The organism is Hufsiella ginkgonis (genome assembly GCF_009834915.1).
In the GTDB taxonomy this organism is placed as follows: domain Bacteria; phylum Bacteroidota; class Bacteroidia; order Sphingobacteriales; family Sphingobacteriaceae; genus Hufsiella; species Hufsiella ginkgonis.
On sequence record NZ_WVHS01000004.1, the window covers coordinates 271,171 to 290,333 of the forward strand.

The following is a 19,163-nucleotide window of genomic DNA, read 5'->3' on the forward strand; positions in this document are numbered from 1 at the left end:
TTATTTCCAAACGTAAGTAGCTACCGCACCCCGCTCCAGCGTGGCTGCAGCCGTTTTTCCCTGGTACCGTATAGCGAAAACCTGTGCGGCCTGCCCGGCGTTGCATACGATCAGCACCTTTTTACCGTCGGGCGTTTTAAAGGCTACGTTGGGAAGGTTTTCCGGTTCCGGCGAGGCGATCCTGACGGAACCCGGCCGTACAAATTTCGATGCATGCGCCACCGAGTAATAGGCCACGTTTCGTGTCACCAGGTCTTTATCGATCGTTACCGCGCCCTGGCACGATGGGCAGCCGCCCCTGTCTGTAAAGGGCCTGTTTTGCGGATCGGCGGCCAGGTTCCATTCCAGCACGTTGCGGCTCCAGTTGCGGGTAGCGCCAATGATCAGGCGCCGCACGGGTGAGCCGATGTTCAGCTGCTGGCTGTTGGGGCGCTCGGTCACCATCTGCTCGGTGAAATATATATTCTTATCGGGATGTGCGTTGTGTACATCGCTCAGCGCATCGATCGTACCGCCGTATAAGTGAAATCCCGACCCGTCAACATATTTGCGCGCCTCCGGATCGTCGAGGATAGAGATCGGGTAATCGGGCCGGTCGGCATTGTGGTCATAGATAATGATCTTAGTCTTGATCTCTTCAGCCCGGAACAGCGGGCCGAGGTACTGTTTAATAAAGATCGCCTGGTCCGGCGCCGGCATCAGCAAACTGGGATTGTTGCCCGGATGCAGCGGCTCGTTCTGGACCGTGATCGCATCGATGGTGATCCCCTCCGCTTTCATATCTTTAATGTATCGTGCCAGGTACTTCGCGTAGGCGCCGAAATACTCGGGGCGCAACATGCCGCCGCGGGCGTCGAAGCTGGTTTTCATCCATTCCGGCGGCGACCATGGTGAGCCCAGCACCTTGATCTTCGGGTTAATGGCCAGGATCTCCTTCATCACGGGGATCACGTCGGCGCGGTCTAACCCAAGATCGAACTTCTTCATCTCCGGGTCTGTTTGCCCCTGCGGAAGATCGTTATAAGTAAACACCTTCTCATTCAGGTCTGACGCGCCGATGCTTAACCGCAGGTAACTGATGCCGATATTCTTCTCATCATAAGCGAACAACTCTTTTAACAAGGCGGCCCTCTTATCGGCGCTCATCCGCACAAGGTGCATGGCGCTTCCGCCCGTGAGGGCAAATCCGAACCCATCGATGGGCTGATATACCTGTTTTTCGTTCACCTCGATCACCGGTCCGGCTGCAGCAGTTTCTGTAAAGCTAAGTGCGGGCTGTTGCGCGAAAAGTGCGGAACGGTCCGGTTTGGTTAACCACAGATCAACCGTGCCTTTTTCCTGCGCCAGCACAGGGTTTACCGGCGACCCGAATATTGCTGCCGCGAAAAAGAAGATGCTGCCAAGACGTTTCATACGTATTATTGGATAATGAACGTGGAAATAGAATGTGGTAAACTGGTGGCGTCAGCTGCCTTTCCGCCGATCCATAATTTATACGGGAGCTTTTCCGCGGTGCGGTTCATCACCACCACGGCCAGCTTGCCGTCGGTGTTGATAAATGCGGTTGATATTAACTTATCGCGGTTTACCGAAGTGGCCACGCGTTTCGCGCCAGGGCGGATAAATTTGGAGAAATGGCCCATGTAATAATAAGCGTTGGTGTAGATCAGCTTGCCGGTTTTGGTATCTGCATGCAGCGGCGCAAAGCAGAAGTTACCTACGTGGTTCGGCCCGCCGGTCTCATCGAGCAACATGTTCCAATCGGTCCAACCCGCCGTACCGCTGTTAAAGTCGTTGATCATGGAGTAACCGTAACGTTCGCCCAGGCGCCATTGCATCATGCTGTCTACGTTAAATTTCTCGTTACAACCTTCGGTGAAGAACAGCTGCTTACCGGGATATGATTCGTGTACGCTTTTTACGTTGTTAAACAGCATATCGCTGCCGGTCCAGAACTCGTACCAATGGTAGCCGATTCCCCATATATATTTTGCCGCCTGCGGATCACCCAGCAGCACGCTGGCCCGTTGCTGGATCAGGTCGCGGTTATGGTCCCAGGCGATCAGCTTCCTGGAGGCCATTCCTTGTTTCTGCAGTGTTGGCCCGAGAAAATTCTTGATAAAGTCGCGCTCTGCTTCGGCGGTAAAAACGCACGATTCCCACCGTTGGGTGGCCATAGGCTCGTTTTGCACGGAAAGGCCCCAAACCGGCATACCGCGTGATTCAACCGCTTTAATATATTTCACATAGTGATTAGCCCAGCTCTGCATAAATTCAGGCTTCAGCGTGCCGCCCTGCAGGCGGTTGTTGTTGGATTTCATCCAGGCGGGCGGGCTCCACGGACTAACAAACAGGGTCAGCTTACCTCCTGCCGCCTCGATGGCGCGTTTCATCAGCGGAAATTTGAACTTCTCGTCGTGTGCCACGCTGAACGTTTTCAATGCCGCATCGTTAACTTCTACGTAATCATACATATCGCTCGAAAAATCGCAGCTGGCGATATTGGTCCGCCCCAGCGTGAACCCGATACCATTGGTACGGTCATAATAGGCTTTCAGGAATTCCGCCTGTGCCTCTTTCGGGAGCTTGGCAAAAGTTTCCGCGGTGGCGTCCGTCAGGCTTCCGCCGATGCCCACCAGTGTTTGAAACGTGGTAACCGGGTCCACAAATACGGCCACCTGTGTTTCGAGCGGTTGCTTCAGGTCTTTGAACGTCAAAGTACCGGTATTCGAAATACGGAGGTCCGAATGATCGGCTGTGGTATACACCGTGGCCGTTTTATTTGCGATGGCGAAAGGCGGTTTTTTAACGGCAGTTTTCTGCTGCGCCTGTGCCAGGGAAGATGCGGCTAAAACCAAAAGAATAAAAGAGAACTGTTTCATGTATATGTATGTGTGTGTTGCATGTTTACCAGGTGTAAGTTCCTACGGCGCCGCCTGCGAGGCTGCTCGTCACCAGTTTGCCATTAAATTTGATGTTAAAATTTTGCACGGTTGCCGACGTATTCAGCACGATGAGCACTTTTTTGCCTTCGGGCGTTTTAAACGCCACATTCGGGAGGCCGGCAGGCAGGTTACTGGCGATCCTTACCGATCCCGGGCGAACAAATTTCGACGCATGGGCGATCACGTAGTACGATACATTTTTCAAGACCGATGCACCCACCGTAAGCGCTCCCAGGCAGGTACTGCACCCGCCGGCTGTGTAGGGACGGTATAACGGATCGGCCGCCAGGTTCCACTCCAGTACATTGCGGCTCCAGTTGCGGGTAGCACCAATGACCAGGTTCTCTACGTGCCACTTCAGGTCGCCCGCAAAATTCCCCGGTCCGCCTACCCATTGCTCCGTAAAGTAAATGTTCTTGTCGGGATACGCATCGCGCACCTGCGATAATGCGCTGATGTTGCCGGCATACAGGTGGAAGGCCGAGCCGTCTACAAACGGCCTGGCTGCGGCATCGTTCAGGACGGTGAGGGGATAATCCGGGCGATCGGCATTATGGTCGTAAATAATGATCTTGGTTTGCAGGCCTGCGGCACGGAGCGCCGGGCCGAGGTGGTTTTTGATAAACGTAGCCTGTTCAGTGGCGGTCATCACCATACTTGGATTATTCCCGCCATGTAGCGGCTCATTCTGCGGGGTAATGGCATCGATGGTGATGCCTTCGGCTTGCATTGCCTGGAGGTATTTTACGAAATACCGGGCATAGGTGGGATAATATTCCGGCTTAAGACTTCCCCCTACGAAAGCAGCGGAGGTTTTCATCCATAAGGGCGCCGACCATGGCGATCCCAGGATCTTCATGCCCGGGTAAATGGCAAGGATCTTTTTAAGCACGGGAACCAGGTCCGTTCTCTCCTTATCGATACTGAACTGCAGCAGGTCAGGATCGGTTTGCCCCACCGGGATGTCGTTGTATGTAAACGCCGAAGCGCTCAGGTCTGACGCACCGATGCTGATCCGGAGGTAACTTACCCCGATATAAGTACTATCTACGGCGAAGAGATCCCTCAAAACCGCGTCTTTCGCCGAAGCGGGCAAGGCATTGATCAGCGAAGCGCTGCCACCGGTAAGCGTATAGCCAAAACCGTCGATGGTTTGAAACGTTTGTGCCGTGTCTACTTCAACAGACGGGAACTGGTTGGTTGTAGCGGTAAAAACAAGGCTCTCGTTCTGCTTCTGGAAGAGCGAAAACTGGTCGGGCGTGGTGAGCCAAAACGCGACATCGGTTTTCAGCGGCTTCACGGGTACGACAACCACGGGCGCTACCGGCGCGGGCTGATCGCCGTTACCGCTTTTTTTCTTGCAGCCCACAACAATAAACGGCACCAGGAGCAGGCACAGGAACAACGGCGCCAGGCTGATAATAGATCGTCTCATAGCGTTGCCTTATAGCAGTTCAAATTTGCTTTCGAGCAAAATCTTGTCCGAAGCCGTCCCGATCATCAGTTTAAACTCGCCCGGCTCGGTATCCCATTTCATTTGCGCGTTATAAAACGAAAGCTTCTCTTTATCGATGGTAAAGGTGACCGTTTTACTTTCGCCCGCTTTCAGCATAACCTTTTCAAAGGCTTTCAGCTCTTTTACCGGCCGTGTTACGCTTGCAAATCGGTCCTGGAGATAAAGCTGCGCGACTTCCTCACCGGCGTATTTACCGGTATTGGTGAGGGTAAAGCTGGCCGTAAATGTTTCGTTATTCTTTACCTGGGTTTTACTGAGCTTCAGGTCGGTATAAGAGAAGGTGGTATAGCTGAGACCGAACCCAAACGCGAACCTTGGGCTGTTCGGCGAGTCGATATACGCGGAGCGATAAACGATGTCTTTGTCGCTGGTTGACGGGCGCCCGGTACTTTTCGAAGCGTAATAGATAGGAATTTGTCCCTCCGACCTCGGGAAAGTAATAGGGAGCTTGCCTGCAGGATTATAATCTCCGAAAAGGACATCCGCCATGGCATTCCCGGCCTCGCTGCCCAGCCACCAGGTGTATAAAATAGACGAAGCATTGTCTGCGGTCCAGTTAAAGATCAGCGGCCTGCCGGCCATTACCAGCACCACTACTGGCTTACCGGTGGCTACCAGGGCTTTAACGAGGTCCTCCTGTATTCCCGGCAGGTGAATATCGGCACGGCTTTTTGCTTCGCCGCTCATGTCGAACGCCTCACCTACGGCTACTATCGTTACATCCGCTTTTTTTGCGGCGGCCACCGCTTCGGCGAAACCGCTGCGGGTAGTGTCTTTAATGCCGCAGCCTTTGGAGTAGATCAGTTTAGATTCGCCGCCAAGCTTGTTCACCAGCCCGTCGTATAGGGAAACCAACTGGTCGTTATCCCATTGTACGGACCAGAAGCCTTTCATATCGGTATTAGATTTTGCCAGCGGACCGATCACTGCAATAGCACCGACGTTTTTTGACAGCGGCAGCAGCTGGTTCGTATTTTTTAGCAATACGATACTTTTTGCGGCCACATCACGGGCCGCTTTGCGGTTTTTGGGCGAATTCAGCTCTTTTTCTTCCCGCTCCGCATTGCTGAAACGGTAGGGATCATCAAAGAGCCCCAGTTCAAATTTCTTGCGAAGCACGCGTTTCACGGCATCGTCTACCAGGGCGAGAGGCACTTTCTTATCGGCAACCAGTTTAGCCAGGCTGCTTATGTAAGCGCGGCCTTCCATGTCCATGTCGCTTCCTGCCGTTAACGCCTGCCGGGCCGCTTCTGCGTTGTCTTTCGAATAACCATGAGCGATCATTTCGCGGATAGAGCCCCAATCGCTTACCACGAACCCTTTAAAGCCCCATTTCCCTTTTAAGATATCGCGCTGCAGGTAGCTGTTCGCGGTAGCGGGAATGCCGTTCAGCTCGTTAAATGAATTCATGAAGGTGGCCGCACCGGCATCTAAGGCCGCTTTAAATGGCGGCAGGTATACTTCCCAAAGCATGCGGTCGCTCATATCTACGGTATTGTAATCACGGCCTGCCACTGCGGCGCCATATGCGGCGAAATGCTTGGCACAGGCCATAATGGCGTCCAGGTTTCCCAGGCCATTGCCCTGGAATCCTTTTACGCGGGCGGCAGCGATCAGCGATCCGAGGTACGGGTCTTCGCCGGCGCCTTCCATTACGCGTCCCCACCGGGGATCACGGGCAATATCCACCATGGGTGCAAAGGTCCAGTGCACACCGGCGGCCGCAGCTTCGCGTCCGGCAATGCGCGAGCCCAGCTCAATTGCTTCCAGGTCCCAGCTTGCCGCTTCAGCCAGCGGGATCGGGAATGTTACCCGGTAGCCATGGATCACGTCGAGCCCGAACAGCATCGGGATCTTCAGTCGTGACTGCATGGCGGCATCCTGAATAAAGCGCGTGTCTTTTGCGCCCCTCACATTGAGCATCGAGCCCAGTTTGCCTTGCTTAATTTCTTCGAGTTTGTTGCTGCCTTTACTGATCGGGCCGGTGGCGTCGCGGTCGCTGGTGTACTGGTTTAATTGCCCGATCTTTTCGTCAAGGGTCATCTTCGCCAGTAAGGCTTCTACCTTAACGTCGATGGCATCTTTAACCGTTTTTTTTTGCGCGAAAAGAGGGATAGTAAAGCTAAGTAAAAGGAGGGAAACGGCTATTGCTCTATTGTTCATTTTATTGTTCGATAAGTTTGTACACGCGCACATAGTCCACTTCCATGGATGCGGGGAAAATATTGTCATCCACACCTTTGGCGCCTCCCCAATCGCCACCGATGGCAAGGTTCAGCAGGATATGGAACCGTTTGTCGAAAGGCCAGTATTTCGGGCCTTTGTTCTCATTGAAGGTTTCGAAGATCATTTGGTCATCGATAAAACCACGGATCGCGTCCGGTGTCCAGTCCACGCGATACTTGTGAAAGGCGGTGGAAACCCCGTCAATTTTCTTCGTACTTGTTTTCTGTGTGTTGATCTTAAAATAGTAAGCTTCGCAATGGGTGGTAATGTGCACCACATCCTGCTCGTAGCCTACATGTTCCATGATGTCGATCTCGCCCGACTGCGGCCATCCGCCGTACACCCAATCGGTGGGCAACATCCAGATTGCCGGCCAGGTGCCCTTTCCTGAAGGTAATTTGGCACTGATCTCGAAGCGGCCGTATAAAAAGTCCGCCTTGTTTTTGGTGACCAGGCGGGCGGAAGTAATGTTCCTGTTTCCGATCTCCTCTTTGCGGGCGGTAATGGTGAGCTTACCATTGGCAACACCGGCGTTGCTGAGATTATCCGTATAATATTCCAGTTCGTTATTACCCCAGCCTGAGCCGCCAACGTCGTACCCCCACTTCGCCGGATCGGGCTTACCCGTATAATCAAACTCCTCCGCAAAGGAAGGTTTGGTTTCAAACTTCCAATCTTTAAGCACAATGGGTTGTGTGGGCAGGTACATGGGGCCAACCGGGTCTTTTTTCCCGGAGCAGGCGATCATCAGTACGGCAACACAAGCAAACGTGGTATTGCGAGGGGTTAGTTTTTTCACGCTCTTCACTTCATAAAAGTACCAGGAAGCAGGATCCCGCCTCCTGGTACCAGGTGATTTCTTACGGATGTAGTGTTTTTATAGGGTTCCGCCCCATTCTTTACTTTGTTGTAACTTGGTGTTATTCATCTCGTTCTGCGGAACGGGGAATATCTCGTTTTTCCCGGCTACAAAGCCTTTAAACGCAAGTACGGAGGCCGCTTTGCCCCAGCGCACCAGGTCCAGCCAGCGATGGCCTTCGGCAGCGAGCTCGATGCGGCGCTCTTTCATGATGTTATCAAGGGTAACCGCAACCGGTCCGAGGCCTACTCTCGCCCTTACTGCATTCAGCAACTGGTAGGCACGGCTGCCTGCTGCTACCGACGCTCCGCTTTGCATTAACGCTTCCGCTTCGAGCATGTACGTATCTGCCAGGCGGATCTCGTAGATATCTTGCTGGAAGTTCAGCTCAAGCTGTCCCGAAGCGGCCTTGGTAGACACGCGTCCCGCAAACTTCTCGATGAAGTAACCGGTATTCTGGTAAGCATGTTTATAAGATACGATACCTGCTTTTTCAAGGCTGTCGAGGTTAGCCACGGTAGGCTTATTGCGGGGGTCGTAGTGGATCAGGTCGAAGAACTCCTGGGTGAAGGGTTGTGTGCTCCAGCCGGAAACATAGTCGGGCGCTTGTGCCGGTTTCAGGGCGATGTAGTTACGCGGACCAACAATGATACCGATCACGTTGCCTTCTCCCGACCCGGAAGAATAGTTGCCCCAGCCTGCGTTAGAAGTAGAGTTATACACGATCTCGAGTACCGACTCGGTATTAAACTTATTCTTCACGTTCCAGAGATCAGCGAAGTTAGCGAGCAGTTTATAACCGTAAGTGGGGTTGACAGCACCAGGAGTAGGTCCGTTCACCAGGGCCAGCTCGGCAGCAGCCGGTCCGTATTTGTTTTGCCAGAGGTAAACTTTACCTAACACGGCGTGGGCGGCACCCTGGGTAATGCGACCGCCTTCTGTAGCAGCGGGCACGGTTGCAGGAAGATCAGCCATGGCCTCGCTGAGATCTTTCTCGATCTGTTTGTAAACTTCCGCCGGCGCCACCTGGGTAACGTCGTACATTTTCTCGGTCTCTATGGGCTCGAGGATGAGCGGAATGTTCTTAAAGAAGCGTACCAGGTCAAAATAGAAGATGGCCCGCAGGGTTTTCGCCTCCGCTACATAACGTTTCTTCAGGTTAGCGTCCATATTAATGCCGCCGATCTTCTGCAGGAAGGTATTGGCCCTGAAAGCGCCGGTAAATCCTTTGCTCCAGAGATACGCGCTGCAGCCATTGCCGGAGCTCGGCGTAAACGTGTAAGTGTTCACTGTCTGGAAGTCGCCAAAATCTGACGGGGAGTCGCCGCCCGCCAGGTTATCGTCTGCAGCCACGTTCATGATACTGAACTTAGCGTAGTAGCCGCCCGCCTGGCTGCCGAATATGTCATACACTGAAACCAGCGATGCGTACGCCTGCTCCGGCGTTGAATAGTAATTCGACACCAATACACGTTCTCTCGGGTTTACCTCGAGATAATCCTTACAACCTGCCAGTACCTGGATACCCAGGGTAAAGGCTGCGATATATGCTAATTTATTTTTCATTTCTGCTTTATTCTTTAATTAAAATCCAACATTTAAACCTAACATGAATGATCTTGCCTGCGGATAAACACCCCTGTCTACGCTGAATACGGTACCGCCGATCTCAGGATCATAGCCGGTATATTTAGTGGCAGTGAACAGGTTTTCGCTCATGGCATATACCCTCACCCGGTTCATTCCGGCTTTTATCGTGAGCGTCTTCGGCAGGGTGTAGCCCAGCTGGAATGTTTTGAGGCGGAAGTAAGAGCCATCTTCCAGGTAACGTTTAGAGAACTTGGTATTATTACCGTTTGGATCGGTCTCTACTACGCGGGGCATGGTGTTTGAAGGATTGGTAGGGGTCCAGCGCTCCAGGATCTCTTTCTGGTAGTTGGCATAAGTTACATCTAACCTGCGCAATCCCTGGAAGATCTTATTGCCGGTAACACCGTTTCCGAAAGCCACCATATCGAATGCCTTATAACCAAGGTTCAGCGTTAAACCATAAGTCATTTTAGGGATCGGGCTGCCGAGGTAAGTACGGTCATTCGCGTCGATGGCGTTGTCGCCGTTCAGGTTAGCGAACTTGATATCGCCAGGCTTAGCGCTAGGCTGGAGTTTCGAAGTCCCGTTAGGTCCAACATAGGTATCTACTTCTGTCTGTGTCTGGAAGATGCCCAGCATCTCGTAACCAAAGTATTCGTTGAACGAGCGGCCCAGTCCGGTCCGAGTGAAGTTACCCATGGTCTGGAAGCTTGCCGCGTTGTCCTGGATGAACAGGATACCTGGCAGTAGCTTGGTCACCTTATTTTTCAGGAAGGAGCTGTTTCCGTTTAAGCCCAGGTTAAAATCGCCGATCTTCTTGCGGTAACCCAGCTCGAACTCAACACCGGTATTTTGCATGGCACCTACGTTTTGTGCGCTGCCGCCTACGCCGAGGTAAGCAGGGACAGGAGGGGTTTGCAGGATGCCTACGGTCTCTTTTTTGTAAAAGTCGACGGTGAAAGTCATGTTGGTAAACAGCGTAGCATCAAAGCCGATGTTGGTCTGGCGCGTTTCTTCCCATTTCAGATCCGGGTTGGATGCTGCTGCGGGGCTCCAGCCGATGGTGCTGGCGTCTGTGGTGCCAAAAGTATAATTGCGACCGCTGCCCACCAGCGAAACGTAAGCGAAATCGCCGATCACGTCGTTACCGGTAACGCCGTAACCACCGCGGATCTTCAGGGTGTTGACCACCTTATTTTCCGGCCAGAAGGTTTCACGGGTAGGTACCCATCCGAGGGAGAACGAAGGGAACACCCCGTACTTGTTATTTGCGCCGAAACGGGAAGATCCGTCCCTGCGGATGAGCGCAGTTACCAGGTACTTTTCGTCGTAGTTATAGGTTAAACGCGAGAAAAGCGAGTTCACTTTGTGGAAAGTACCGTCGCCGCCATCCGCAGTACGGTCACCTGCAACCGGTTTATAGTTCAGGTTCGCCTGGTCGAAATTCGTAGCGATCACATTGGCAAAGTTCACGTTCAGGCTTTTGGTATCGTTATCCATATAAACGCCCTGGCCGACCAGCAGCATGCCGTTATGTTTCCCAAAACTGCGGGTATAACTCAGCGTATTTTCAAAATTGTAGGCAAACACACTGTTTATCGAACGGTTGAACTGTGTTTTGGTATTGGTGCTCGAAGAGTTTAGGTAATAAAGCGGGGTATAACCTTCGCCACCGTAAAAGGCGATCTTGGAGCCCAGGCTGGAGCGGAACTTTACATTCTTGTAAGGCTCGATATCAGCGAAGACGTTTCCAACCACGTTATGGTCCCAGCTGTAGTTACCCAGGCGGGTGCGGATATAAGCAAGCGGGTTGCTCATTTCCTGGCCTACGGCCGAAGAGATCCCGTAAGGGTTTCCGTTCGCGTCTCTCAGCACGTTTGGCAAGATATACGGGGATGCGGCGATAAGGGCCGGGTTTGTTTCCACGGCTGGCGTAATAGGATCAAGGTTGATGGCAGAGCTTAACGGCCCGCCAAACTCGCTGTTGGTATTTCCGAGGCTGCTGTTCTTGGCATGGCTATAGCCCATGTTTTCGCCGAAGGAGATCCATTTAGCCGGCTTAAAGGTCGAGTTGATGCGCACGTTCGACCTTTTCCATTTGGAGATCTCGGTGGCTACGATCCCATCCTGGTCGATCAGGCCGAAAGAAGAATAGAAATTGAGTTTTTCATTTCCGCCGGCTACGCTGAATTCGTGCGATTGACGGGCGGTATTGTCATTAAAAATAAGCGATTGCCAATCTGTGCCCACGCCATAGGTTGATGGCGTAGCGTAAGGTGCCGCTTTGCCTGCGGCCAATGCGGATTCGTTCCGGATGGTGGCATACTCGGTCGCGTTCAGCAGGTCCAGTTTTTTTGCCGGGGAGGACGTTCCGTAGAAAGTGTTGTAGTTGATCTGGAGCTTCCCGGATTTACCTTTTTTGGTGGAAATAATGATTACCCCGTTTGCGGCACGGGCGCCGTAGATCGCCTGCGAGGCAGCATCTTTAAGTACCTCGATGGATTCGATGTCGTTCTGGTTGAGGTAACCGATCCCTCCGTTGTCTACGATCACACCGTCTATCACCCACAGCGGATCGTTGTTCCCGCTGCCCGAGTAGGTGGTATACCCTCTCAAACGAACGGTCGAGCTGGTTCCGGGCTGACCGTTACCTGCGGCGATGGTAAGTCCCGAAGTACGGCCCTGTAACGCCTGCTCAACACGGTTGATCGGCATCGTCTCGAGGTCTGCAGCTTTAACGCTGGAGATCGCACCGGTAACCACGCTCTTTTTCTGCGTGCCGTAACCGACTACAACCACTTCGCTCAGGTTGGTCACGTCGTCGCTCAGTCGCACGTTAACGGAAGACTGGTTATTTACGGGAATTTCCTGGCTGGCATAACCCACGAACGAGAATACCAGGGTACCATTGGCCGGTACGCTGATGGAATAACCTCCCGAGATACCGGTAGAAGTAGCTACCTTTTTATCGCTTTTAAGCACTACTGACACACCGGGCAGCGGTTGGCCCTGCGAGTCGTTTACCACACCTTTAACGGTTACATTTTGCGCCCTCGCAAATGTGAAACCGAAACATAGGAGCATGATCAATAACGTAATTTTTTTTGTCATAGAAATAAGATTTATAAAAGTTAGTTAGTTCCGGACTGCAGTACAGCCGTTTCATTGGTGCCGTAAAACTAGGGTAGTTTAAAACAAAAAACAAGAAAATATTTTCATAAAATGCTGACTAATAGCGTATTATAAAAATTTTGATACGCTTTAGAACCGTAAGCTAATCGGGCTAAATATGTGATAATCACTATAATTCGAATTAACCGGAGCCGACGTGTAATAATTATGATACGCTTCCATACCATTGATTTTTTTTACTCACAATACAGCATAGAGCAGGACAGTTACCGCATTGTTGATAAAAAATGATGTCGTTCATCCTTTTTTACACAGGATTTTATAGCTTAGGGAATGAAAATCTCTAAGCTATTCTTAACACTATTGTTTATCCAGGGAAGCGTTGCATTTGCACAGCGCCCTGGTTTCGGTCCGCCTCCACCCCCGGACCCGTTTGTACAAATGATCATGAAGGAAGCGACAGACAATTCGCAGCTCGAAAAGCTGGCGCATGAGCTCTTCGACGTGATCGGCCCACGCCTGGTGGGTACTCCACAAATGAAACAGGCCAATGATTGGGCCGTGGCAAAATATACTTCCTGGGGAATTGAGGCACGGAACGAGCAATGGGGGGAATGGCGCGGCTGGGAAAGAGGCATCTCACATATCGATCTTATATCTCCGCGGGTACGCTCGCTCGAGGGGATGCAGCTGGCATGGAGCCCCGGTACGAACGGAAAGACCATTACCGGTGAGGTGGTGATCCTGCCCGACCTGGCGGATTCCATGGCGTATGTAAGCTGGATGCCTTCTGTAAAGGGGAAATTCGTGCTGGTATCGATGAATCAGCCCACCGGGCGGCCGGATTACAACTGGGAGGAATTTGCCACCAAAGAATCTTTCGATAAAATGAAAGCAGCCCGAACCGCACAAACGACTGCATGGGCAGGCAGGACCCGAAAAACCGGCATGACGGTGAAAAACCTTCATCTCGCACTCGAAAAAGCGGGTGCAGCAGGTATCGTAACCTGCAACTGGTCGGCAGGATTTGGTGCAAACAAGATCTTTGGCGCAAACACGACTAAAATCCCGACAATAGACATCTCGTTGGAGGATTATGGCCTCGTGTACCGTCTCGCGGAATTCGGCGACAATCCAAAGATCAGCGTACGCACCGAATCCAAAGAAAAAGGAGCAGTACCCGCTTTTAATACCGTAGCAGAAATTAAGAGCACGGTAAAGCCAGATGAATACGTGATGCTGTCCGCTCACTTCGACTCGTGGGATGGCGCCAGCGGCGCTACCGATAACGGCACCGGTACCCTCACGATGATGGAAGCGATGCGTATTTTAAAGAAACTCTACCCGAATCCCAAACGCACGATCCTGGTAGGTCACTGGGGAAGCGAAGAACAGGGATTAAACGGTTCCCGCGCATTCGTACAGGACCATCCCGAAATAGTAAAGAACCTGCAGGCCTTATTTAACCAGGATAATGGTACGGGCCGTGTTGTGAATATCTCCGGGCAGGGCTTCCTCAATTCGTATGAATATATCGGTCGGTGGCTGTCTAAAGTCCCTGCCCCGATGCGGCAGCAGATCGAAACCAACTTCCCCGGCTCACCAGGCGGGGGTGGCTCAGACTTTGCTTCGTTCGTGGCAGCAGGGGCGCCGGCCTTCTCCCTCAGCTCCAATAGCTGGCTGTACGGAAGCTACACCTGGCATACCAACCGCGATACGTACGATAAAGTGGTATTCGATGATGTACGAAGCAATGCCATCGTTACCGCGGTCCTGGTCTGGATGGCCTGCGAAGATCCGGCCAAAACTTCACGTGAGAAAAGCGTACTTCCGCTCAACCCGAGAACCGGTCAGCCCGGAGCATGGCCTGCAATTACCCAGCCCGAGCGCCGTGGCGGACTTCCTCCAAAACAATAAATGGATAAAGTTATAACCTAAAAACGCTCCGAATGGAGCGTTTTTAGGTTATAACTTTTAGCCGATATGATCGTCGAACACGATCACTTTCTCCCATAAATGAGCACACTTACTGATAAACGCCAGGTGAACCGGGTCGACCTGGTAACTATCGTGCGCTGCAGCATCTGCGAAAAACAACAGCCATGAAGCTGAGTAAGAAGCATCGACCACATCACGACTGGTGCCGGCGGGTACCCCGATATAGCTCTTTTCGATGGACGATATATTCACCAGCCCCTGTAAGCCGGCTTTAAGCTCGGCAAGGTGAGCGGCGTTATCTTTTTCTTTCAGGTAAAATAGAACGTGGTGTGAAAACATATGTATGTGATTGGTTTAGCTCAAATAACGGCAAAAGAAAGGGAAAGCCAAAGGCTATGCCCACAGACTACCGGCGATCCCCGTAAACGGTACTGTTTAGCGGTCGGCTTTAAGCTTCTCTAATGCTCCCAGGAATACCTCCGGCGGCTGTGCGCCTGAAACCGCATATTTCCTGTTAAACACGAAAAATGGCACGCCCCGGATACCGATCGCCGACGCTTCACCGATATCGTTCATTACTTCATCAGCCATGCGGTTTGTAGCGAGCAGATCTCCCAGTTCCTCTTTATCGAGCCCGATCGCTTCTCCGATTTCGGAGAGGGTAGGATGATCGCTGATATCCCGTCCTTCCGTAAAATATGCTTTAAACAACGCTTCCTCCGCTTCGTCGCCCAAACCGTGCTTCTTTGCCAGCTGTACTAGCCGGTGCGCATCGAACGAGTTTGCTACTTTTGCCAGGTCGAACCGATAGTCAAGGCCGGCAGCTTTTGCGGCGTCAACTACCTGCGCGTGCATGGCAACAGATTGCCCGTACGTCATCCCTTTCCGTTCCGCAAGATATTCATACACGCTCTTGCCGGTACCGGATTTCATCTCCGGATCAAGCTGGAAACTATGCCACTCTATCTTAACTTCTCCCGCTTCCCGAAACCGGGTCAACGCCTTTTCAAAGTTCCGCTTACCGATATAACAGAACGGACACATCACATCCGACCAGATCTCTACTTTCATCGCTTTTTTTCAAAAATAGCGATAACCCCTCTCTCAACCGCCCCCGGCAGGCCACGGGATTACACTTCCCTAAATTATGACAATCCCCTAGCAAATCGGGAAAATAGACAAAATAAACTTTCAATAATATTTGAAAGTTTAAAAACTTCCTTATATTTGCTTCATGGAATTGCAAGAAGCAAAGCAAAAGTTTATCGAGGCCTGGGGGAAGTTAGGTTCGGAGTGGGGAATTAATCGTACCATGGCACAGGTACATGCTTTGCTGCTCATTTCGCCCGAAGCATTAACTACCGAAGAGATCATGGAAGCGCTGAGCATCTCGAGGGGCAATGCGAACATGACTTTGAGAGACCTGATCGGCTGGGGACTGGTGGAGAAGCAGCACAAACCCGGTGAACGTAAAGAATATTTCTATGCAGAGAAAGATACCTGGGCCATTGCCCGCCAGGTAGCACAGGAACGCAAAAAGAGGGAGCTCGACCCGGTGCTCAAACTGCTTAATGAGCTTACCACCGTGACCGGCGACGAAAAAGACCCGGCGTATAAAACGTTCAAAACTTCTGTGGCAGATATCAATAAGCTCGCCGGAAATGTAAATAAAACACTTGAGACCATGCTGAAGGCAGAGGAAAGCTGGTTTTGGGGAAGCTTATTCAAACTATTTAAATAATTTTTTTGACATAAACTTTCAATTTTTTCTGAAATTACAATAATTAAAAACCCCATCGTGAAAACGCTTAAAAACCATACGATCCTCTATGATGCCGAGTGCCCGATGTGCAGTCTTTATACCAGGGGACTCGCTCAAGCGGGGTTATTGGACAAAAACGGACGTGCCTCCTACCAGGAGATTTCGGCCGGGATATATGCAACGGTGGATATGCAGCGCGCGGTAAACGAAATTGCGCTGGTAAACACCGAAACGGGCGAAGTAACCTATGGCATCAGGAGCTTGTTTAAGGTATTGGCCAATGCCATGCCTGTGCTCGGCGCTCTATTTCACTTCGGACCGTTCGTTTGGGTAATGAGCAAGATATATGCTTTTATCTCCTTCAACAGGCGGGTGATCGTTCCGCCCACGGGCGAAGCGAAATACATGGTACAACCATCATTCAAATTACATTATCGGCTGTTCTACCTGTTCGTTACCTGGCTGGTAACGGCGTATATTCTTTCCCGTTATACCCTGCATTTGAAGGGAATTTTAGTTCCCGGCCCCTGGTATCGCGAGTACTTTGTATGTGGCGGGCAGATCCTGTTCCAGGGAATCGTCGCCGGTTTTTATGCAAACGAAAAGCGATGGACTTATCTAGGCAACATGATGACGATCTCACTTGCCGGCGCTTTGCTCCTGCTGCCGGTGATGTGGTGCGGCAAATTGGCAGGCGCCTCCCCTCTTTATTTCGCCGTCGGTTTTATGGGGGTGGCATTCCTGATGTTTCTCGAGCATATCCGGCGAATGAAGATCCTTGAGCTCGGATGGCTGATGACGGTCAGCTGGATCGTGTACCGGCTCGCCTTACTTTTCATCATCACTTAATTCAATTATCATGAAACCTTACCAGAAAATAGTGCTTGCCGGCGGGAACGGATACCTCGGTGGCATACTTGCCGGGTACTACTGCAGCCTGGCGGAAGAAGTGATCGTCCTGAGCCGCAAGCCTGCTTCAGACCAACTGAACGTAAAAACGCTGCTTTGGGACGGAAAATCCACCGGGACCTGGGCTGCATGCCTGGAGAACGCCGACTTGCTCGTTAACCTATGCGGGAAAAATGTGAACTGCCGGTACACCGGGAAAAACAAGGAAGAGATCTTCGCCTCCCGGCTTTTACCTACCAGGTTATTGGGTGAAGAGATAGGTAAAATGACAAATCCGCCGAAACTCTGGATCAATATCACTTCTGCCACGATCTACCGGCATGCCGAAGACCGTCCCCAGGATGAGTATACCGGCGAGATTGGTCACGGCTTTTCAGTTGAAGTGTGTAAACGGTGGGAACAAACGTTTTTTGATACAAAAACCCCCGGAACGAGAAAGGTCGCGCTCCGCATGGGGATCGTGCTCGGCCGCCGTCATGGTGCCTTTCCCTACTGGCTAAACCTTGCGAAGTTCGGTCTCGGCGGCCGGCAGGGCAACGGAAAGCAATATATATCCTGGATCCACGAACGCGATGCTGCGAGAGTCACCGAGTGGGTATTGCAACACAAGGAGCTTGACGGTGCGATTAACTGCACGGCTCCACGGGCCATCCGTAATGCGGAAATGATGAAAGTGATCCGCGATATCTACGGTGCAAGCTTCGGGCTCCCTGCTCCCGGGTGGCTGCTGGAGATCGGCGCGTTGTTTCTCGGCACCGAGACCGAACTTATCTTAAAAAGCCGCCTGGTTGAACCGCGAAGACTGCTAGATTCCGGCTACAAGTTCAGTTATACGGAAGCTGATGAGGCCGTGCTGAATATTTTAACCCATGCCCTGTAAAAAAGAACACCTGCTCAACCAGAACAAACATGATAAGCATCCCGCAAGATAACGTCCTGCTAACGCTCGCCGGCTATTTACAACTCGCCATTGCAGCGGGAAGCCTGTTAATCCCGCGCGTATTGCGGTGGAACACAGAGCTCGCCAGGATCTCGATTCTGACCAGGCGACTTTTCTGGACTTATGCGGGGTACATCCTTTGCATTAACGCCGGGTTCGGGGCCGTGTCGGTCGTGGCAACAGGTGAACTGCTGAACGGCTCATTGCTGGCTACTTCGCTGACCGGGTTTATCACAGCGTATTGGTTGTCGAGGGTATTGATCCAGTTCCTGTATTTCAGCAGAGATAGCTTTCCCAAGGGGAATTTGTACGTGGCCGGGGAAGCATTACTGGTAGCCGCCTTTGTATTACTTACGCTGGTTTACGGCAGGATCACCTATTTCAACTTTAAACAGGTATAAGGCTTTGCTTAACATGACGTTATTGGTGCTTTTAGCCTCCGCCATGGTGGTGACTGGGTACTGGCTTCAGCGTGAAAGACTTATATGGCTTGCCTGGTTTCTCACCATTGCGGCCTGCGGTACATGCTGGTATATCACTATCGCGGAAGCGCCGCTTTCCCGGATGTTTAGCGGCATTATCGTCCTGCTTTGTGGTATGAAAATAGTAGTTGCCTCCGCCGACCGGCCGGGCAGCAAACGTCTCAATTGGAAACAATGGCTGTCATTTTCAATAGGGTGGGTTGGTATGCGGACGGAGATCTTTAAAGTCACACCGGATGGACCGCTGCGTGGTGCGAGAACGATGCTCCAAAAAGGGTTCGGTCGCCTGTTCGCCGGAGCGGCATTGTTATTGGCTATTCGTGTGTTGGTTGCCTGTATGCCCATCGTGCTGCGATTCCCGGTAATCGTTACCGCGTTACTGATGATCAGCTATAGCCTGGTTCTTCATTTCGGGATCTTAAGTATCAGCGCCGGCGTATGGAGATTAAGGGGCGTAAACACCTGGTACCTGTTCAATTCACCGGCCAGGTCGTTAACGGTAGGCGAATTCTGGAGCAAACGCTGGAATGTGGCGTTTAGCGAAATGATCACGATCGGTGTTTACCGCCCGGTAAAGAAGCGGGCAGGCACGCGCATCGCCGTTATTGCAGGTTTCTTATTCTCAGGGATCCTCCATGAACTAGCCATCACGCTCCCGGTACGGTCAGGGTATGGGTTGCCGCTTGTCTATTTCTTTATCCAGGGTCTTATCGTCACCGGCGAAAAAGCAGGCATAAAAATAACCGGCAGCATATGGACTGCCTGCTGCGTAGTCCTCCCGCTTCCCTTGCTTTTTCCTCCTTTATTTACCAGGGAAATCATCTGGCCGCTTGCAGGCTTAACCTTTCCGGCAACTTAATCAAT

The 19,163-nt window shown here is 51.8% G+C and carries 15 protein-coding genes; 6 read left to right on the plus strand and 9 right to left on the minus strand.

Features of this window, described 5'->3' with window-relative positions:
* The 7 genes from GS398_RS17430 to GS398_RS17460 all read right to left on the minus strand — a co-directional run bounded on the left by GS398_RS17430 (window position 1) and on the right by GS398_RS17460 (window position 12,247).
* Window positions 1–1,413, minus strand: coding sequence for a glycoside hydrolase family 30 protein (locus tag GS398_RS17430; protein WP_160908094.1), 1,413 nt, complete (start codon window positions 1,411–1,413; stop codon window positions 1–3).
* 5 nt (window positions 1,414–1,418) lie between these two features.
* Window positions 1,419–2,882, minus strand: a complete 1,464-nt coding sequence (locus GS398_RS17435; RefSeq protein WP_160908095.1) for a glycoside hydrolase family 30 protein — start codon at window positions 2,880–2,882, stop codon at window positions 1,419–1,421.
* Window positions 2,883–2,907: 25 nt separating this feature from the next.
* The gene (locus GS398_RS17440) at window positions 2,908–4,380 is read right to left on the minus strand and encodes a glycoside hydrolase family 30 protein (protein ID WP_160908096.1); all 1,473 of its coding nucleotides are present in this window, start codon (window positions 4,378–4,380) and stop codon (window positions 2,908–2,910) included.
* Between the two features lie 9 nt (window positions 4,381–4,389).
* A complete protein-coding gene (gene bglX, locus GS398_RS17445; RefSeq protein WP_160908097.1) occupies window positions 4,390–6,624 on the minus strand; it encodes a beta-glucosidase BglX in 2,235 nt (744 codons plus the stop codon).
* Window position 6,625: 1 nt separating this feature from the next.
* Window positions 6,626–7,486, minus strand: coding sequence for a glycoside hydrolase family 16 protein (locus GS398_RS17450; RefSeq protein ID WP_369410274.1), 861 nt, complete (start codon window positions 7,484–7,486; stop codon window positions 6,626–6,628).
* Between the two features lie 78 nt (window positions 7,487–7,564).
* Complete coding sequence (locus GS398_RS17455; RefSeq protein WP_160908098.1) at window positions 7,565–9,112, minus strand: RagB/SusD family nutrient uptake outer membrane protein; 1,548 nt, start codon at window positions 9,110–9,112, stop codon at window positions 7,565–7,567.
* Window positions 9,113–9,130: 18 nt separating this feature from the next.
* Window positions 9,131–12,247, minus strand: coding sequence for a SusC/RagA family TonB-linked outer membrane protein (locus GS398_RS17460; protein WP_160908099.1), 3,117 nt, complete (start codon window positions 12,245–12,247; stop codon window positions 9,131–9,133).
* Window positions 12,248–12,601: 354 nt separating this feature from the next.
* Between GS398_RS17460 and GS398_RS17465 the strand changes: the two genes are divergently transcribed.
* The gene (locus tag GS398_RS17465) at window positions 12,602–14,185 is read left to right on the plus strand and encodes a M20/M25/M40 family metallo-hydrolase (RefSeq protein ID WP_160908100.1); all 1,584 of its coding nucleotides are present in this window, start codon (window positions 12,602–12,604) and stop codon (window positions 14,183–14,185) included.
* A gap of 57 nt (window positions 14,186–14,242) precedes the next feature.
* On the opposite strand, the gene GS398_RS17470 is transcribed toward GS398_RS17465, so the two are convergent.
* A complete protein-coding gene (locus GS398_RS17470) occupies window positions 14,243–14,545 on the minus strand; it encodes a Dabb family protein (RefSeq protein ID WP_160908101.1) in 303 nt (100 codons plus the stop codon).
* A 96-nt stretch (window positions 14,546–14,641) separates the two neighbouring features.
* Entirely contained in the window at window positions 14,642–15,277 is a 636-nt protein-coding gene (locus GS398_RS17475) for a DsbA family oxidoreductase (RefSeq protein ID WP_160908102.1), read from the minus strand.
* Between the two features lie 163 nt (window positions 15,278–15,440).
* On the opposite strand from GS398_RS17475, the gene GS398_RS17480 reads away from it, so the two are divergent.
* From GS398_RS17480 to GS398_RS22885, 5 genes are read left to right on the plus strand one after another with little or no spacing between them, the layout of a single operon-like run.
* Window positions 15,441–15,947, plus strand: coding sequence for a GbsR/MarR family transcriptional regulator (locus GS398_RS17480; RefSeq protein ID WP_160908103.1), 507 nt, complete (start codon window positions 15,441–15,443; stop codon window positions 15,945–15,947).
* A gap of 57 nt (window positions 15,948–16,004) precedes the next feature.
* Entirely contained in the window at window positions 16,005–16,817 is an 813-nt protein-coding gene (locus GS398_RS17485; RefSeq protein WP_160908104.1) for a DCC1-like thiol-disulfide oxidoreductase family protein, read from the plus strand.
* Window positions 16,818–16,827: 10 nt separating this feature from the next.
* A complete protein-coding gene (locus GS398_RS17490; RefSeq protein WP_160908105.1) occupies window positions 16,828–17,757 on the plus strand; it encodes a TIGR01777 family oxidoreductase in 930 nt (309 codons plus the stop codon).
* Window positions 17,758–17,786: 29 nt separating this feature from the next.
* Window positions 17,787–18,218 carry a hypothetical protein gene (locus tag GS398_RS17495; protein ID WP_160908106.1) on the plus strand — a complete coding sequence of 144 codons (432 nt, stop codon included), beginning with the start codon at window positions 17,787–17,789 and terminating at the stop codon, window positions 18,216–18,218.
* Between the two features lie 25 nt (window positions 18,219–18,243).
* Complete coding sequence (locus GS398_RS22885; RefSeq protein ID WP_160908107.1) at window positions 18,244–19,158, plus strand: MBOAT family protein; 915 nt, start codon at window positions 18,244–18,246, stop codon at window positions 19,156–19,158.
* Window positions 19,159–19,163: the final 5 nt, after the last annotated feature.